A 17,466-nucleotide genomic window follows, 5' to 3' on the forward strand; every position below is an offset into this window, starting at 1 on the left:
TGTTGTAAGTTGAATTGGATTGAGTTATTGAGTAATTGCTTGTAACTTTTGTGGCAGCATCTGCAAAATTTCCTTTGCCGCGCGATCGCACACTCCCACTTCCCCCGCAGCATGACGCATTTGCTCATACTCAACCTGCATTCGCTGCTGAATTTCAGGATTCAGTAATAACTCCATTGCCGCTTGGGTAATATTTTCCGATGTTGCGGCTTCCTGAATAAATTCTGGTACTATTTCTCGCATTTCCATCAAGTTAGTTGGGGAAGCAAAGGGGAAGGTAATTTTTAATAATTTCGTCCCAATCCAGTAAGTTAAGGGGCTAAGACGGTATAAAACAACCTGGGGAACCTTCAGTAAAGCCAGTTCTAAATTTACTGTCCCACATTTGGTAATTGCTAAATCTGCCCCAACTAAAACTTGCTGTTGCTTTCCTGAAACAATAGTGGCATTTAAGTGATGCTTTTGTATTGCTTGTTCTATTTTGTCTCGATATATTTCCAGAGATAGGGGAATCCAAAAATGTACCTGGGGTAACTTCTCTTGAATCCTCTGAGCCGCTTCTAACATGACTGGCAGCAAATATTTTAATTCTTGGTGGCGGGAAGCTGGTAACAAAGCCACCGCAATCGAGTCATCTTTAATACCCAAGTCTGCACGGGCTGCTTCTCGACTGGGAAAACTTGTCATTCTGTCTACTAAAGGATGTCCCACCCAGGAAACTTTAGCGCCATGTTCTTGAAAATAAACGGCTTCCTGGGGAAAAATTGCCAACAACTTATCACTTACCTCGACAATTTTTCTAGTATCTTTTGGTGTAATTGGGCATACCCATACTTGAGGAGCAATATAGTAAACGATGGGTACTTGAGGTAGGTGGCGACGTAGGTACGTACCAATACCGAGATTTGGTCCCATGTAATCGATTAATACTACTAAGTCGGGAGGATTTTCCTTGAGGTAGGCGATCGCCCGACGTTGAATTTGCAGAGTTGGCAAAATAAATGGCAAAGATTCCAGCAAACCAAAGGAACCAATTCCACTAGTATTTCCTAGGAGAGTTGCCCCAGCAGCAGCCATTTTCTCACCACCCAAAGCCACAATTTCTAAATCTAAACCACTAGTTACCGCTTGGCGTTGCAATGCTGCCACCAACAGGGAACCCTGTAAGTCGCCGGAAACTTCACCTGTACTGATAAATATACGCATTTGGGAAGGGTAAGGGGGAGCAGGGTAGTGAGTAATGAGTGGATTATTTTTTAAAGGAAAGGATTGTGCATGAACTTTCAACCCCTGAAAAGGTACAAGCTCAATAGTTTAAGTCGGGGAAGGAGGTGGAAAAGTACCAAGGAAGGTTTAAAAGGGCAGGTCGGGAGTTAATTTATTTTCTCCCAACTCTTACCCATATCCCATTACCCATGGAAATTTACTCATCGCCACTAGTTGAATTTTTGCCTTTACCGGGAATTAAACCACGTCTACCAGGCATTTGCGAGAGTAGTAAAAAGCGGCGTAGGTGCTGCAATTGTTCCGTGTCTCCCTGGATTTCTAACTGTTCTAAAGCATCCTTAAAGGTCAAATTAGAACGGTACAGAAAACGGAAAGCTTTTTTCAGGGTTTGAATTTCTTCTGAGGTAAAACCAGAACGTTTCAATCCAATCAAGTTTAAGGTGCGGATGCGGGCGGGGTTGCCTTCTACTAGCATGAAAGGTGGTACATCTCGTTCAATGCGACTCATCCCACCCACCATTGAATATTGACCAATATGGACGAACTGGTGGATACCGAGAACACCGCTAATTGTTGCCCTGTTTTCAATGTGTACATGACCCGCGATCGCCACAGAATTAGAGATAGTCACCCCATCGGCGATCGTGGAATTATGTCCCACATGAACATAAGCCATCAGTAAATTCCCATCACCAATTATTGTCGCTTCCCCCGCTCCCGTTGCCCGGTTAATGGTGACATATTCCCGAATCCGATTGTCATTACCAATTTTCACCCAGGTAGGCTCACCATTAAACTTCCGGTCTTGCGGTTCCATACCGATCGCCGCACCAGGGAAAATTTGATTTCTCGCTCCAATTTCGGTCAGTCCGTCTAGCACCACATGAGCGCCAATCACGGTTTCTGCACCGACTTTGACTTGCCCCCCAATTACAGCATAGGCACCGACTTGCACTGTAGGGTGAAGTTCCGCGTGAGGATGAATTACAGCAGTTGGATGAATAAGCGTCTTCAAAGGTGCATCTCCAAAACAGTAAGGGTGCTAAATATTTCCATCAAAGCTTATGAAGTATGAAGCAAGAAGTATGTAGACACCTGAAAGGCAAATTCCCCAGGTCAGATGAAGTGTGAAAACTCATCCTTCAACCTTGATTCTCCAAACTTGATTCTTCATCTTTTATACTTGGTCGGTTCAGCAGATTTACTTCAAGGAGAAAGGTGCAAGGGAGGTAGATGACAATTATCAGGTGCCAGAAATTAGCAACCCATAAGTTATGAACTACAAATTCTTGACCTTTTCCTCTTTTCTGCAAGCAGTTTAATGAGTGTGAGGGCAGCGGAAATCAAAGTGAGGAAAATGCTATTGTGGCTAGTTGAATTTACTGATATTCTATTTTGCTTGGAAATTTCAAAAATTCAGCTTCCGTAGGTCATGATGGTACAGTCACCACAAAAACCACAAAAGCAGTTTTGATCAAATTTAATTGACCAAGGAGAACATCAGTTCACCTTCAGCAGCTAACTGACCGTCAACTTCGGCACGACCTTGCATTTTACCAAAACGACGTTGTTTGACCCACAACAGTTCCGTAGTGATAATTAGTTGATCTCCTGGAACAACTTGACGACGGAATCGCACCTTATCAATACCAGCAAACAGAAACAGTCCCCCTTCTAATTGAGGTAGTTGGGTCATCACAATACCACCCACCTGTGCCATTGCTTCTACAATGAGTACACCAGGCATAATGGGTCGTCCGGGGAAATGCCCTTGAAACTGCGGTTCATTGAAAGAGATATTTTTAATCCCCACAGCGCTTTTACCAGGAATATAATCAATAATTCTGTCTACCAGGGCAAAGGGATAGCGGTGAGGTAAAAGTTTATGAATTTCTTCAATAGTAAAAACTTTTTGTGGTTCGGGATTACTCACAGGATTATCGGATGGATTCTGGGTAGACCCTGGGTTAGGGTTAGCGGTGGTATTCGCTTCGGTGGCAGTTGACATTGACGGTATAGTTAGATTTGCTGTTTTGGACAAAGTAGGCAATGATGCTTTTGAGATTTGTGACTTGTTCAGGAATCGTCAATCTCAAAACCTAAGATTTTTTGCGCCAGTTGAATGTGTAAATTATGGCTGGCTTTATAGGCAATAAAATGAGCTTGGGGAAATTTTCCCAATAAACTCAAATCTCCTACTAGATCCAAAATTTTATGACGTACTGGCTCATTTGCAAATCTTAATGGTGGATTTAACCAACCTTCAGGTCCACAAACGAGGGCATTTTCTAAACTACCTCCTTTGATCAGTCCTGATTTTTGTAAATATTCAATTTGATGTAGCAAGCCAAAGGTACGAGCCGGAGCTATTTCCCTCGCAAAACAAGTATCTGGTTTATCTAGGGCATTTGTCAGTGACCAACTATACCATTGATTGCCGATCGCCGATAGGTCAAAGTCAATACCATAGGTAAAACGTGTTTCCTGAGCAGGCATTGCACAAACAAACATATCATCCCGGCGTACCCACAATGGCTCTGTAATGGAGATTACTGGAACCTCATCTGTAGTGGTTTGTGCTACTAAACCTGCTTGGAGAATACTTTCTGTCCATATCTGAGCCGAACCATCAAGTAAGGGAACTTCACAACCGTCAATTTCAATGCGTGCATTATCTACACCCATGGCAGCAAGGGATGCGAGGAGATGTTCCACCGTGCGGATACTAACTTCATCCTTGCCTAGCTGGGTAGATAGAACTGCCTGATTAACAGCAGCTACCTGTGCTGGAATCATGGGTGTGTTGGGTAAATCCACACGCACAAAATAACGTCCCCGTCCTGGTTCTGCTGGTAATATTCTCACTTGGGTAGTAGCACCACTATGGAGTCCTACCCCTGTTTGGACAATCTCATGAGCAAGAGTGTGTTGTGACATAGGGGAAATTTAGGGGGAAGGGGAAGAAAGGGTTTAAAGGGGAGGGGTTAAGAGGATTTTCTATGACCCATCACCCATTGCCTCAATTAAAATCTTTCTCCAATACCAAAGTTAATGCGGCTATCACCGTCATCATTAATACCATAGTCAATACGGATAGGACCAAGGGGAGACTGGACGCGAACCCCAAGACCATAACCGTAGCCTGTACCATTTTTATTCAGTAATTCCGCCGCTCTGGTGGTAGTACCGAGGTCTGTACCGATGTCGAAAAATAGGGCACCGCTCACCACGGAAAAGACAGGGAAACGATATTCCAGGGATGCTTGCAGGAAAGTACGGCTACTACTTAAAGCTCCTTCTTCGTAGCCTCGGATAGAGTTACTACCACCCAGGGTAAAAGCTTCGTAGGGGGGTAAGTCTCCCAGAACTGTACCACCTTGGATGTTGAAGGCGATCGCCTGGGGTCCCTTGGAAAAGTTAGTGAATTTGACTGGTAAATATTGGCTATAGCTACCACGGAGACGGGTGAGTAAAATAGTACCTAGACCTACGGGTACAGATTGGTCAACGTTGAAGCGTAACAAAGAGCCTTTGGTGGGCTGTAGGGCATTGTTGCGGCGATCGCGGGCGGCTCCAAATTGTAATAATAACAGGTCATCTTCGCCCTTGCCGGATTCGCTCAAGTCTAGGAACTGATTCGTACCTTCCAATCTCCCTTGTTTGCGGATATCTCCATCTTCGTCACGAATGGAAACCCGTTGGTATTGTAACCCTGCGGTGGCTACCCATTCCGAATTCTTGTAGGGGTTTTTCGAGAGAGGACGGGTAAAGGTGACACCACCACCCAGACGGTTGACACGGGGGCGATCGCCTTCGTCATTGGGTTTACTGGGGTTAAAGGTTTGTATTTCCTTGTCATCCCCATCGAAAATTAGGGAAATTGACCGCCGACGGAAAGCATTAACCGTATAGGAAGTACGGTAGGGGTCACCAGCAATCCATGGGTCAGTAAATCTAAAGTCAAATAATAATTCCCTTTGTCCTACCTGAACTTCTGCCCCCAGTTTTTGGTTTCTACCGTTGAGGTTTTGCTGTTGGTAACTGACGGTTCCAAATAAACCACTGGCAGAACTAATACCCGCACCCGCAGCGATGGAACCACTATTACGTTCCACCACATTCACCACCACATCCACCTTGCTAGGGTCATCACCGGGATTGAGGGAGACATTGACATCTTCAAACAAACCCAAACTAAACACCCGTTGTAGGTCTTTCTGGACGGTGTTGCGGTTGAATATTTGTCCCGGCTTCAGTTCTAATTCCCGCGTGACAATATAATCCTGGGTTCTACCTTTGATGGGTTCGCCTTTTTCGTTAGTTTCCTGCCCCTCTTTGTTACGGAAGCGTACCCGAATATTTTCGACCACACCCTCAGCCACTTGCAAAGTCACCACCCCATTTTCTTGTACTTGAGGCGCACCTATGACGTTGGCAAGGACAAAACCCCGTTTTTCATATTCTTTTTTTAATTCTTTAATTCCCTCTTGCAAGTCGCGCAAATTCAGGATGTCACCATACTGCTTACTAAAAATTTTATCTGCGGTGTCTGCGGGCAGTACGGAAGGAATTTGTCCCCCATTTGCCTGAATCTGGACTTTGGTGAGGTTGGGATTAGGTTGCACAACAAAACTTACCCGTACCCCTAAAGGTGTATCTTCTGGCACTGCTTGCACGTTGGCAAAGAAACCTGTGGCAAAAATCGCGTTAATGTCTTCTTGAAGTTGAGCGCGAGTGGTAGTTTGCCCTGCTTTTGTACGAATGGCGTTGTAAACTTCGTCCTCTAGTTTCGGGACTATTTGTTCTCCTGTTTGGGATTTAACGACTACTTCTGATACCAGTACCTTGGTTTCCTCTGCTGCGGCAGGTGTTTGGTTAGGTGGAACATTTTCCGGATTGCTAGGAAATGCAGGTGTGATTGTGGGTGGGTTTTCTGGTGCTGGGGTGTCTGGAGTATTGGGGGTAATATTGGCTGGTGCTGGAGTGTCTGGAGTATTGGCTGGTGGTTGGGGTTGGGAATCTGGTGGGGGTATATCAGGAACCTCTGGGGGGGGAACCTGTACCATCTGATTAGGAGTTTTGGTGGGAACAACCACTGCTGAGGATTGATTCTCTGTGGTTTTGGTGGCAGGAAAGACTCCTACCACTTGAAAATCCTGATTGGACTCAGGTGTTTGGGCGTTGGCACTCAGGTTATCACCTAGAGGCGCAGCGATCGCCACCACTGTCATTAGAACCGGAGATAAGCGCATTTTATTTAAATTCCTCTTCACGTCCGCACACCATCAAAAAGTAGTCAAAAGTAGTCAGTCGATTTGAGATTTGAGATTGATATCCATGGATGAATCCCCATAGAATTTGGTGAATGATTTACTCTTGTCACCATACTTCTGAGGGCTTGCACCATGAAGGAATTATCGGTCATTAGTCATTAGTCAATCGTCAATGGTCATTTGTCAATAGTCAGGGATAACTTTCTTACTACTGAGTCTGTTGCTGTGTTTTTCTCAGTTCTGATTACTCTCCTTGTACAACTGTCAATACTCTTTGCAGAACCTGCTGGTAAGCTTCTTCAACGTTTCCCAAGTCCTGACGAAAGCGATCTTTGTCTAATACCCGCAGGTTAGGGTCTGTACTCCTGGCATTATCCCAAAGACGACAGGTGTCGGGACTAATTTCATCCGCTAATAGTATCTGCTGTTGACTATCCAAGCCAAATTCTAATTTGAAATCAACTAAGGTGATATCACACTTTTGGAAAAAATCCTGGAGATACTCGTTGATTTGCAATGCTAGATGGGTTATTGTCTCTACTTGTTCCGGAGTGGCTAATTCTAACAAAAATAGGCGATCGCCTGTCAAAAGTGGATCTCCTAAGGCATCATTTTTGTAATAAAACTCTACTAAGGGCTTGGGTAAAACTGTCCCTAGGGGTAAACCTGTCTGTTTACAAAGACTACCGGCGGCAATATTTCTCACCACAACTTCTACGGGGACAATTTTAACTGCCTTGACCCTCATCTCGTTGGGCGCTGGGCTATCTATGTAGTGAGTTTTTATCCCACGTAGTTCTAGTTGTTGAAAAATTTTACTTGAAATGCTACAATTCACGATTCCTTTATTTAGGATAGTTCCTCGTTTTTGAGCATTGAAAGCCGTGGCATCATCTTTAAATACAGCTAAAAGAATGTTAGATGTATCCGTAGGATAGATAATTTTCGCTTTGCCTTCGTATAGTTTGGAATTCACAGACATGATAGAAGGAAGAGTGAGTACAAAAATGTCAGGGTTTGATGATATCAATTTGAAAAGTCTATAGACAGACGGATTGACAAAAGCCCAACTAAGTGTGGGAAGGTACAATACCAAATCTTTAATTCAAAATGATATAAATTTGACGCTTTGGAGCTTAATTATTCTATCTTTAGTCGCCTATAATTAGTCATTTCATCTGGTATCACAAGTTTGGGTAGATATTATCTCCTAAATTGATGTGCTAGGGGGAGTAAGGAATCATCAGCTAAGTAGACTGTAGATTTTATGTGTAAATAGTTCTGAAGGATACGTATCTGTAAAGAGGTTCTTCTCAGAAATATTTTTCACCCTGTGGTGACAAACCGAAGCGACAGATTTCTCATGAAATAAGAATTTGTTGCACTTCACTCTAGTATCAATAGAATATATAAATAAAACGTCAGTACTAAATCATACTCCTGGAGGAGGTCTGGAGAAACATTTTCCATACTCAGGAAATTTACATAGCTCAAAATTGTGTATCAGAGAAATGGGAAGTAGGCAAGAATATGGTCAATGTCTGCCGTTGAGCAGCAGTAGGGTGAGTAAAATGGAGATACAAATAGTGAATAAAGACGATTTTCTTTATCCTCGTGGTCGTTATTACGGACAGGTAAAACCGGAAAATCTAGTATTCAATGCCAATTTACAAGAGTTCGCTCAAAAGATAAGTTTTGTTTGTAATTTAGAGACGGCTGGTAAAATTTCCCCTGATGAAGCATACGAACAAATTAAAGCCCTGTGGAAAGGTTTGAAGCGAACTAAAAAACAACTGGGAATCGGCGACAACCCTTTTCAAGGTAATGACGGAGAAGAGGGAAGAGCAGACAAATAATAGCGATTGTCTAATTACTCAGTTTGCTTTTTGACTTTTTGTCAACACTTTGATAGTTCTTATTTTGTAACCATTGTCCAAATACCGTCCCAAGAATTGCTTGGTGGTTGGTGTAAATAATTGAGCGATCGCTCTAAGTGAATTTCTACAGGCTGATCGGTAGGACGGATTTTTTTCGCTGACTGGAAAATTGCGATCGCCTTGGCAAAATCCCTTGATAGATAAGCTTGCCTACCATATTTGTAGAGTGCAAGGAATTCTTTAGTGTCTGCATCTAGAGGTGTTTGGCGATCGCCAATCAGTTCATAGATTGTTACTGCCTGGTATTTTCCCTTGACACAAATTTTATCCAGCTCTCGCACCCAAATTTTATCGCTACATAGATTATAAGTAAATTCACTGATAACTATATCACAACCGTACTCTTTTGTCACTCCTTCAAGGCGAGAGCTCAAATTCACTCCATCACCGATAACTGTGTAATCCATCCGCTTCTGAGAGCCAATATTTCCAGAAACTACTTCCCCTGAACTAATACCAATGCCGATATTAATTTGTGGTTGTTCCTGCACAATCCGTCGTTGGTTAAATTCCGCCAGTCGATGGCGCATTTCTAAGGCTGCTTGTACAGCACGCCATGCATGATTTTCTGTGAGGGGTAGAGGTGCGCCAAACACAGCCATGAGGGCATCACCAATAAATTTATCCAGGGTACCTTCATGGTTGAAAACGGCTTCTACCATAGTTTCAAAATATTGATTGAGTAAGGATACTACCTCTGCTGCTCCCAGATTTTCTGTCAGGGTGGTATATCCTCGAATGTCAGAGAACAAAATAGTTACTTCCTTACGCTCTCCCACCATCAAAGCATCTTCCCCTAGTGCCATTACCTGCTCTGCAACACCAGGGGTAAGGTAGCGGTACATTGTATTTTTTAGCCTTTTTTCTTGGCTGATATCTTCCAAAACCACCAACCCACCCCGTACCCCTCCCTCTGGGTTTGTGAGTGGGTTAACTGTCAGATTGAGACTACGTTCGATTTCGATAACATTATCAGCACTGAGGAAGTCACACTGGGGTGTATAAAAAAGATTCCAAGGTAAAAAGATGTGGGAATTATGGCGATCGCGCACAGCCAAAATACAAACTTCTGTATTCTGCGTCTCGTCACTTACCGAATATATACCCACCGTTAAACTTTGTTCTGGAACGTAATGTCTTGCCCCCACCTTTAAACTATCTTCTAGCCGCATCCGCAAATTCTCGATAGGAACAACATCCCATACCAAACGTCCAATTAGATTTTGTTCCCACAGTTGCTTATTGCCTTTGCCATGATTTTCTTTTAAAGGGCAACCTAATAATTCCAAAGCTGCATCATTAATTGTGACAATCCGTCCTTCCATATCTGTAGAGATGACAGCATCTGATAAACTTTGAAGAATATCTTTTTGATATTGTTTTTCTAATAAAACGCTTTCAAATAAGCGAGCATTTTCTAAAGCAATACCTGCTTGAATATTAAATGCTCGCATAAACTCTTCATCGGAAGAAGTAAAGCTTCCTTGCTGTTTATTAATTAATTGTGTGACTCCGATTAACTCATTGGCAGAGTTAAATACCGGCAAACATAAAATATTTCGAGTTACATATCCAGTTTTTCTATCTGTTGTCGGGTCAAATCTGGGGTCTTTATAAGCATCGGAAATATTTAATGCTTCTCCCGTGGAAGCTACATAACCAGCGATTCCCCTATTGGCAGGAATACGAATTTCCATCATGGTTTTTTCATCTGCTGCCGCCACTTTTGTCCATAATTCTCCCATCTCTTTACGATGGAGAAAGAGAGTACTACGATCGGCTTGCATTAAAATTCGCGCTTGCTCCATGACTATTTGCAAAGTTGCTTCTAAATCTAAACTTTGCCCTAGGGTTTGGGTTGCTCGAAGTAAAGCCGTTGCCCCTCTTTGATTTCGTGCGGCGATATAGAAAGATTGACAACTTTCCAGGATAATCCCAATGGAGGCAGCAAAATCTCGAAAACGTTCTTCATCTTCATGGTTAAAGGGAATATTTGCCGCTTTGTTTGCCAGTTGTACTACGGCAACTACTTGATTTTTGCTACTAAGAACTGGCATGCATAAAATATTACGAATTTTATAGCCCATTTGCTTTTCTAAATCGGGGCTAAATAGGGGGTGAATTGCGGCTTCAGTAATATTTAAATACTCACCAGTATTTGCTACATGACCAGGGATACCAAAATTAATTGGTGTACGAATTTCTAAGGGTTTATTAATATTATCTTGGGGAATTTTTGACCATAATTGCCCCTTATCTTTGTCAACTAAGAAAATTGTGGTGTGTTCTGCTTGGAGAATTTGTCCAATTTTGAGAGTTATTGCCTCTAAAACCTTTTCTAACATCGTTTCTAGGGCTTCATTATTAATCAGTTCTATTGCCCTGAGAAACTGTTGAAATTCCGCAGTAATAAAATCTAATAAGCAAACAAATTCATTAACAGAAAGGTCTTTTACCCTCGATAATAAAGTATGAGTACGGTTAACCTGTGTTAGTTCCGTTAATGTTGCCAAAACGCTACCAACATTGAGGAGTGTCATGGTAAGATTCAAATGAAAATTGCAGGTGTGAAATCTAATTGAATACAATGAGATTCAAAATATCTGGTGTTAAATAAATCTCATAAATCAATCTTCTGTAAATAGATTGGATTAAATAAACTGCAATATTGTATGACTGGAGCGTAACGTAACATTTCAAGCTCAATCAGAATTGCAGGTGATTCAATTTACGTTCCTAGATTATAAATAAATTTTGCGTGGTGATGATTGTGAGAAACCAGAGTTATCTCAAAGTTATGATACAAATAACTGATCACAATTCCTGAGAACCTGGTTTCTGTGTTCTGAATTTTCTCTGATTTCATCATCCAAAATTGCGTGGCATTCTGGGGAAAACAGTTATGCTAGTCAAAATCTTCAGTTGTTTCGTAAAATTTGCCCCTTTTTGCACATTAACTATGCAGCTTTGCTGACTTCAGAGTAAGCTATCTGCCGATAGTAGTTCTGTAGTTGACTTGTAGCTGCTGCCCATCCCCAGCGTTCCGCTTCTTTGCGGGCATTTTGACGGATAGTTTCTCGTTCCTGTCTTTGTTCTAAAAGACGTAGAGTCGCAGCGATCGCTCCCTGATCATCATGACTAGGGTCAAAAAGAAAACCATTGACCCCATCTGTGACTATATCAGGAATCCCCCCAGAACGGGCAGCCACCACAGGACATCCTGCTGCCATTGCCTCTAATAATACTAACCCTAAGGTTTCTGTACGGGAGGGGAAAATAAATGCATCTGCACTGGCAAAAGCTGCACCGAGTTCTTTACCCATGAGATAACCGACAAAATAAGTATTAGTTCCCTCAAAGTGCTTTTCTAAAGCTTGGCGATGGGGACCATCACCTACTAGGGCTAATCTAGAATTAGGAATTGCTTCTAATATCGGTTTGATACGCTCAATTTCCTTTTCCGCAGAAAGTCTACCAACGTAGAGTAAAAGGGGACTTTCCGGGTGATTTTGCGATAGACGCGATCGCATCTCTGAACTGATTAAACTAGGGTGGAATGTTTCTGTATCTACACCTCGTTGCCATAATTCTACTCGTTCAATGCCGTGTCCAGACAATTCTGCCATCATCGCCGTGGAAGTACAGAGATTAATTGCTGCTTGATTATGTGCTGCTTTCAGTAGTTCCCACAAGACTCCTTCTAACATCCCTAAGCCGTAATGTTGGAGATATTGGGGTAAATGGGTGTGGTAGGAAGCTACCAGGGGGATATGGTGGAGCTTGCTATGAAATATACCAGCTAAACCTAAAACCGCCGGGTTTACAACATGAATAATATCAGGTTGAAATTGTTCTAAAGCTTCGGCGATCGCTGGGCGAGGTAGGGCTAATTTTAATTCTGGATATAAGGGTAAAGGAAAACCAGACACACCATAAATTTTTGCCCCTTTATATTCTGTCATCCCCCCATCTGGGCAGATAACCATCACTTGATTGCCTTGGCGTTGTAGATGTTCTACTGTATGCCGTAGGCGTGTCACTATGCCATCAACCTTGGGTAGAAAGGTTTCAGTAAATAAAGCGATTCTCATAAAATACTATTCAGTCAGGGCAGGATGCTCAGAAATGACAATTCTCTGATTCACATGATTTACAAAATAAATTGTCTCCCGTGGCGTGACTAATTCAACATCTCCTGCCGGAATATTTTCTTTTGATTGCCTTTGTTGAGAGACGCAAGATGCTCGCGCCTCCCAATGACTAAAATTTAGTGTCAAGAAATGCTGAGTACGCAGGAGAATCAAGTATGTTTAGTACTTGTCGCCAGAACTTTTGGGCTAAAAGTTGGCAAATAGAAGTTGTCAAGGAAATTCCTCAAATTGAATTATGGGATTTTATGCAACATTCTGGAAATTATGTACTCAGCAGGACTTCAGCACTATTTGCGATGCCAAGAAACCTTCGGTAAAATCTCGTTTTTGTCAACTCGGTTCTGATACTTGATGGCAAAATTTAATAAAGAATCCAGCAAAGAATCCGAGAGATAGTGAGGTTGCAAACCTAAATCCAATAACTTGGTGTTTTTGGCATTGAAATAATGTTCTTCTTTTTCGACTCTGGGATTTTCTATGTTGTTGATATCTACATTTAACCCGATGGCATTGCCTGCTTTTTTCACCATTAACGCTAAGTCGCCAACGCTGAATAACTCAGTAAATTGGTTAAATACGCGGAATTCTCCAGGTTGTGCAGGATTGGCGATCGCCAATTCCATACATCGTACTGTATCCCGAATATCCAAAAAGCCACGGGTTTGCCCACCCTTACCATAAACAGTTAAAGGATGCCCAATTGCCGCTTGAATACAGAAACGGTTCAATGCTGTGCCAAAAACGCCGTCATAGTCTAAACGGTTAATCAGCATCTCATCCATACCTGTTTCTTCTGTCAACACGCCATAAACCACACCCTGATTCAAATCAGTTGCTCGCAACCCCCAGATGCGACAAGCAAAATGAATATTATGACTGTCATGAACTTTACTCAGGTGATACATCGAACCAGGTTGTTTGGGATAGGGTAAAGTATCCTTCCGCCCATTGTGTTCGATGGTGATATAACCTTCTTCAATATCGATGTTGGGTGTACCATACTCACCCATAGTTCCCAGCTTCACTAGGTGACAGTCGGGGAAATCTTCCCGCATGGCATAGAGTAAGTTTAAAGTACCCACAACATTATTCACCTGAGTCATGACCGCGTGTTCGCGATCAATCATCGAAAAAGGTGCTGAACGTTGTTCGCCAAAATGCACAATCGCATTCGGTTCAAACTTGTGCAATGCCTTTTGCAGAAAATCGTAATTAGTAATATCGCCCACAAACAAATCGATATGCTTGCCAGTCAAATCACGCCAGCGCTGGATTCGTTGTTGAATTGAGGCGATCGGAGTTAAAGTTTGTACACCTAGCTCGTTATCCCAGTGCCGACGCACCAGATTATCTAGAATTCCAACTTCATAACCTCGATTGCTGAGGTAAAGCGCGGTTGCCCAACCGCAATAGCCATCGCCACCAATAACCAGGACTTTCATTTTCACCAGTTTTTACTCGCTGATAGCTAAATCTACCAGGTTTATGTCCCCTCTCAACCAAGAAGATGGGAATTGAGGTGAGTAATAGTTGCTGGGAGAAGTCGAGCATTCACAGTTAATAGGGAATAGAAAAATTCTTTTTTGGGTGAAATCCTCCTATTGTTTCTTTACCTGATACTGCTGGGCAACATAGTAAAAAAAACGGTAATAGTCATCAAACTCATCGCTGGGAGCTTTCCCCTGCCAATAGTATTTAATATTTCCTTGATTGAGGTTCAGCACCATCGCACTTTCTTTTTTTCCTACCTCCACTGTTAGTACTCCTGGAATTCCTTGAGCAGTTTTAAAGTTCTTGTCTATTGTTGTTTTCGTATCTGGCTCAATCATCCTTGGCAATCGGTTGCCTGCCCACCCCCGAATCTCTACTGACTTGTTACGAGGGGAAATAAAGGCAATACCATCGTCGTTATCTGGTGGCGCTGAAGATATCCAATTTTTTGGATAGGGAAATTGAAAATTGTAGCGGTTGTTACTGTAAATTTTCCAATCTTGATTATTAAAGTTCACAGAACTGGAATTATTGGAGGCGATCGCGCACCCCCCAAGCAACAAGAAAATTGTACTAATACCCCAGGCTTTCATCGCAATTTTCATAGATATAAAACAAACCTGACTCTGAAAGATAATTTTGACTATATATTTGCCAATTCAATGACTTTAAAGGTTTTTCAGGTAAATTGATCCCAATTTCAATTTGGCAAAAATTCCTGAAAGGAAATGCCTTGATGAAGATATTTGTAATAACTTAGACAAATATTTTTCCTCATTTTTTTACCCTAACTTTAGGTCTTGTGTAAATTTATGTAACAATACTGCCGTCAAAGCGTTTTGCTGTCTTGACAAGGCTCCTCAGACTCGATATTGTTAGATGCATACCCGGGTAAGACCGTTAAAAGAATTATGCAAACAAAGCAAAAGGTTACTTTGTATTTGTCGCCAGACCTGCATAGGAAACTGAAAATTCGTTCCGCAGTAGATTCTGAGCCAATGTCAGAGCTTGCAGAACGCGCCCTCGTTTTCTATTTGGCAAACGCTGAACTGATAGAAGAGTTAGAGTCATCCTATGGGAGAACTCATCAAGTTTATTCCTGTCCTAACTGTGAAAGTTCTCTGATACTAAGGGATGGAGAATTGGTTGCCCTTGGAAAGCAGCCAGGAATAGTCGGTTCCGAACATTTAGTTATGGATGTTGGGGAACTGGGCGAAAATCACCCTCAAACTCAAGAAGAATTAGTTCCTTGTTAGTCTGGGAATGTTGAATTTATTCTTTATAGTTCTGTCTATAATTTGCCAGCTGCCATGTCTGGAGTATCTGTAAAAGGTCTCAAGTAGGTCGAAGTATGAAAGAAGAGCTCAATATTCTCATTCAAGCTCAATACCCTCTAATCTACCTTGTGACCTCCGAGGAAGAGCGGGCTGAGCAGGCTATCTCTAACATTGCTCAAGCATTGAAGCCGCAAAGACGGGTTTACGTTTGGACAGTAACTCATGGTATAGCTGAATACGGTCAACCCCGCAATGTCGCGCAACATAATACCGTTTCTCCAGAGGCAGCCATTGACTGGATTATTCGGCAGCGCGAACCAGGTATATTTATTCTTAAAGATTTACATCCATTTATAGATGCACCTGCAACTACCAGGTCTTTGCGTGACGCGATCGCTGGCTTCAAAGGTATGCATAAGAACATCATTTTGATGTCACCCATGCAACAAGTACCAATTGAGCTAGAAAAAGAAGTAGTTGTACTAGATTTTCCCTTACCAGATATGGGTGAGTTAAATAAAACCTTAACTCACCATCTTGATAATCATCGAGGACGACGTTTAAGCACCGAAGCTAGAGAAAAGCTCCTGCGAGCAGCTTTAGGTTTGACCAAGGATGAAGCAGAGAAAGTTTATCGTAAAGCTCAGGTAACCACAGGTCGTCTCACCGAAGAAGAAGTTGATATAGTTTTATCAGAAAAGAAACAATTAATCCGGCGTAATGGTATATTAGAATACATCGAAGAAGATGAAACTATTAACGCTGTAGGTGGTTTAGAAGAATTGAAAAAGTGGCTGAAACAGCGCTCTAACGCCTTTACAGAAAGGGCAAGAGAATACGGACTGCCCCAACCGAAAGGGATGTTAATTTTAGGTGTCCCTGGTTGCGGTAAATCCTTAATCGCTAAGACCACTTCCCGGCTGTGGGGTTTACCACTGCTGCGGTTAGATATGGGGCGAGTCTACGACGGCTCAATGGTGGGTCGCTCGGAGGCGAATCTACGTAACGCCTTGAAGACGGCAGAATCAATATCTCCAGCAATTTTGTTTATCGACGAGTTAGACAAATCTTTTGCGGGTAGCTCTGGTTCTGGGGATTCCGATGGTGGTACGTCCAGCCGCATCTTTGGCTCTTTCCTTACCTGGATGCAAGAGAAAAAATCTCCCGTGTTTGTCATGGCAACAGCCAACCGGGTAGAGCGTTTGCCAGGTGAGTTCCTCCGAAAGGGTCGTTTTGACGAGATTTTCTTTGTGGATCTGCCCACACCAGAAGAACGTCAGGATATTTTTAATATCCATCTGACGAAACGTCGTAAAGACATTAGTCGCTTTGATTTGGAGCAACTCTCCAAGATGTCAGACGGTTTTTCTGGGGCAGAAATTGAACAGGCGATCGTGGCAGCAATGTATGAAGCTTTTGCCCAAGATCGGGAGTTCACCCAATTAGATATTATTGCTGCGCTTAAGGCAACCTTGCCCCTGTCTCGAACGATGCAAGAACAAGTCACAGCCCTTAGGGACTGGGCTAGACAGCGTGCAAGACCCGCAGCATCCTCCGTAGCTGAGTATCAGCGTATGGAGTTCTAAAAGCTTTCCTCTGCTCAAACAGAGGGGAAAGGCTAGCAGCAGACGCTAGCAGCATAAAAAAACCGCGTCATAATTCAACGCGGCTTCGCTAATAAACCGTTGTCCTTTTCTCAATTTTCTCTTTGGAGGAAACCCAAATGTCTCATTTTAGCACTCTGCGCACTAAAATCACCGATGCAGAAATCCTCAAATCTTCTCTGCGTGACTTGGGCATCACTGTAAAGACTGAAGCTGATGTTCGTGGTTACAATGGTCAACGTGTTCGCTCTGACATCGTTGCAGTTTTGGATGGCGAATACGATTTAGGTTGGTCTCGCAATAGCGATGGTTCTTTTGACCTGATCGCAGACCTGTGGGGCGTTGCTAAAAAGCATAATCAAACCGAGCTGATCAACTCCATTAACCAGAAGTACGCTGTTAACAAAACTCTGGCTGAAGTTAAACAACGCGGTCTGCAAAACGCTAACGTGAAGTTGGTATTGCAATAGTAATTTCTCCGCGCGTTCCCAAAACTGCACGGGTTA

14 protein-coding genes are annotated in these 17,466 nt (G+C 42.6%); 4 read left to right on the forward strand and 10 right to left on the reverse strand.

The window, feature by feature from the left end:
• Positions 1-24 precede the first annotated feature (24 nt).
• The 6 genes from lpxB to purC form a co-directional block, all read right to left on the reverse strand.
• On the reverse strand, positions 25-1,206 hold the full coding sequence (gene lpxB / locus IJ00_RS20565) for a lipid-A-disaccharide synthase (RefSeq protein ID WP_035159394.1): 1,182 nt from the start codon (positions 1,204-1,206) through the stop codon (positions 25-27).
• A 217-nt stretch (positions 1,207-1,423) separates the two neighbouring features.
• On the reverse strand, positions 1,424-2,242 hold the full coding sequence (gene lpxA, locus IJ00_RS20570; protein ID WP_035156181.1) for an acyl-ACP--UDP-N-acetylglucosamine O-acyltransferase: 819 nt from the start codon (positions 2,240-2,242) through the stop codon (positions 1,424-1,426).
• A gap of 465 nt (positions 2,243-2,707) precedes the next feature.
• Positions 2,708-3,235, reverse strand: coding sequence for a 3-hydroxyacyl-ACP dehydratase FabZ (gene fabZ / locus IJ00_RS20575; RefSeq protein WP_035156183.1), 528 nt, complete (start codon positions 3,233-3,235; stop codon positions 2,708-2,710).
• Between the two features lie 68 nt (positions 3,236-3,303).
• Complete coding sequence (gene lpxC / locus IJ00_RS20580; RefSeq protein WP_035156186.1) at positions 3,304-4,164, reverse strand: UDP-3-O-acyl-N-acetylglucosamine deacetylase; 861 nt, start codon at positions 4,162-4,164, stop codon at positions 3,304-3,306.
• Positions 4,165-4,250: 86 nt separating this feature from the next.
• Positions 4,251-6,479, reverse strand: coding sequence for a BamA/TamA family outer membrane protein (locus tag IJ00_RS20585; protein WP_035156188.1), 2,229 nt, complete (start codon positions 6,477-6,479; stop codon positions 4,251-4,253).
• Positions 6,480-6,744: 265 nt separating this feature from the next.
• A complete protein-coding gene (gene purC, locus IJ00_RS20590) occupies positions 6,745-7,482 on the reverse strand; it encodes a phosphoribosylaminoimidazolesuccinocarboxamide synthase (RefSeq protein WP_035156190.1) in 738 nt (245 codons plus the stop codon).
• Positions 7,483-8,071: 589 nt separating this feature from the next.
• On the opposite strand from purC, the gene IJ00_RS20595 reads away from it, so the two are divergent.
• On the forward strand, positions 8,072-8,356 hold the full coding sequence (locus IJ00_RS20595; protein ID WP_201782641.1) for a hypothetical protein: 285 nt from the start codon (positions 8,072-8,074) through the stop codon (positions 8,354-8,356).
• A 59-nt stretch (positions 8,357-8,415) separates the two neighbouring features.
• On the opposite strand, the gene IJ00_RS20600 is transcribed toward IJ00_RS20595, so the two are convergent.
• The 4 genes from IJ00_RS20600 to IJ00_RS20615 all read right to left on the reverse strand — a co-directional run bounded on the left by IJ00_RS20600 (position 8,416) and on the right by IJ00_RS20615 (position 14,684).
• A complete protein-coding gene (locus IJ00_RS20600; protein WP_035156192.1) occupies positions 8,416-10,977 on the reverse strand; it encodes an adenylate/guanylate cyclase domain-containing protein in 2,562 nt (853 codons plus the stop codon).
• A 417-nt stretch (positions 10,978-11,394) separates the two neighbouring features.
• The gene (locus IJ00_RS20605; RefSeq protein WP_035156195.1) at positions 11,395-12,528 is read right to left on the reverse strand and encodes a glycosyltransferase family 1 protein; all 1,134 of its coding nucleotides are present in this window, start codon (positions 12,526-12,528) and stop codon (positions 11,395-11,397) included.
• A gap of 347 nt (positions 12,529-12,875) precedes the next feature.
• The gene (locus IJ00_RS20610) at positions 12,876-14,030 is read right to left on the reverse strand and encodes an NAD-dependent epimerase/dehydratase family protein (protein WP_035156198.1); all 1,155 of its coding nucleotides are present in this window, start codon (positions 14,028-14,030) and stop codon (positions 12,876-12,878) included.
• Positions 14,031-14,186: 156 nt separating this feature from the next.
• Positions 14,187-14,684 carry a hypothetical protein gene (locus IJ00_RS20615; RefSeq protein WP_046814881.1) on the reverse strand — a complete coding sequence of 166 codons (498 nt, stop codon included), beginning with the start codon at positions 14,682-14,684 and terminating at the stop codon, positions 14,187-14,189.
• A gap of 306 nt (positions 14,685-14,990) precedes the next feature.
• Here IJ00_RS20615 and IJ00_RS20620 point away from each other — a divergent pair, with 306 nt between their 5' ends.
• The 3 genes from IJ00_RS20620 (at position 14,991) to IJ00_RS20630 (ending at position 17,430) form a co-directional block, all read left to right on the forward strand.
• Complete coding sequence (locus IJ00_RS20620) at positions 14,991-15,335, forward strand: hypothetical protein (RefSeq protein ID WP_035156200.1); 345 nt, start codon at positions 14,991-14,993, stop codon at positions 15,333-15,335.
• Between the two features lie 95 nt (positions 15,336-15,430).
• Complete coding sequence (locus tag IJ00_RS20625; protein ID WP_035156203.1) at positions 15,431-16,942, forward strand: AAA family ATPase; 1,512 nt, start codon at positions 15,431-15,433, stop codon at positions 16,940-16,942.
• Positions 16,943-17,079: 137 nt separating this feature from the next.
• Positions 17,080-17,430 (forward strand): DUF1257 domain-containing protein, encoded by a 351-nt coding sequence (locus IJ00_RS20630; protein WP_035156206.1) that lies wholly within the window; start codon positions 17,080-17,082, stop codon positions 17,428-17,430.
• Positions 17,431-17,466 lie beyond the last annotated feature (36 nt).

This window comes from Calothrix sp. 336/3 (assembly GCF_000734895.2).
Taxonomy (GTDB): Bacteria; Cyanobacteriota; Cyanobacteriia; order Cyanobacteriales; family Nostocaceae; genus 336-3.

Excerpts from the sequence above, each read along its gene's own strand:
- lpxB (WP_035159394.1), bottom strand. The coding sequence starts at position 1,206 with ATGCGTATATTTATCAGTACAGGTGAAGTTTCCGGCGACTTACAGGGT.
- fabZ (WP_035156183.1), bottom strand. The coding sequence starts at position 3,235 with ATGTCAACTGCCACCGAAGCGAATACCACCGCTAACCCTAACCCAGGG.
- lpxC (WP_035156186.1), bottom strand. The coding sequence starts at position 4,164 with ATGTCACAACACACTCTTGCTCATGAGATTGTCCAAACAGGGGTAGGA.
- IJ00_RS20585 (WP_035156188.1), bottom strand. The coding sequence starts at position 6,479 with ATGCGCTTATCTCCGGTTCTAATGACAGTGGTGGCGATCGCTGCGCCT.
- purC (WP_035156190.1), bottom strand. The coding sequence starts at position 7,482 with ATGTCTGTGAATTCCAAACTATACGAAGGCAAAGCGAAAATTATCTAT.
- IJ00_RS20595 (WP_201782641.1), top strand. The coding sequence starts at position 8,072 with ATGGAGATACAAATAGTGAATAAAGACGATTTTCTTTATCCTCGTGGT.
- IJ00_RS20600 (WP_035156192.1), bottom strand. The coding sequence starts at position 10,977 with ATGACACTCCTCAATGTTGGTAGCGTTTTGGCAACATTAACGGAACTA.
- IJ00_RS20605 (WP_035156195.1), bottom strand. The coding sequence starts at position 12,528 with ATGAGAATCGCTTTATTTACTGAAACCTTTCTACCCAAGGTTGATGGC.
- IJ00_RS20610 (WP_035156198.1), bottom strand. The coding sequence starts at position 14,030 with ATGAAAGTCCTGGTTATTGGTGGCGATGGCTATTGCGGTTGGGCAACC.
- IJ00_RS20615 (WP_046814881.1), bottom strand. The coding sequence starts at position 14,684 with ATGAAAATTGCGATGAAAGCCTGGGGTATTAGTACAATTTTCTTGTTG.
- IJ00_RS20620 (WP_035156200.1), top strand. The coding sequence starts at position 14,991 with ATGCAAACAAAGCAAAAGGTTACTTTGTATTTGTCGCCAGACCTGCAT.
- IJ00_RS20625 (WP_035156203.1), top strand. The coding sequence starts at position 15,431 with ATGAAAGAAGAGCTCAATATTCTCATTCAAGCTCAATACCCTCTAATC.
- IJ00_RS20630 (WP_035156206.1), top strand. The coding sequence starts at position 17,080 with ATGTCTCATTTTAGCACTCTGCGCACTAAAATCACCGATGCAGAAATC.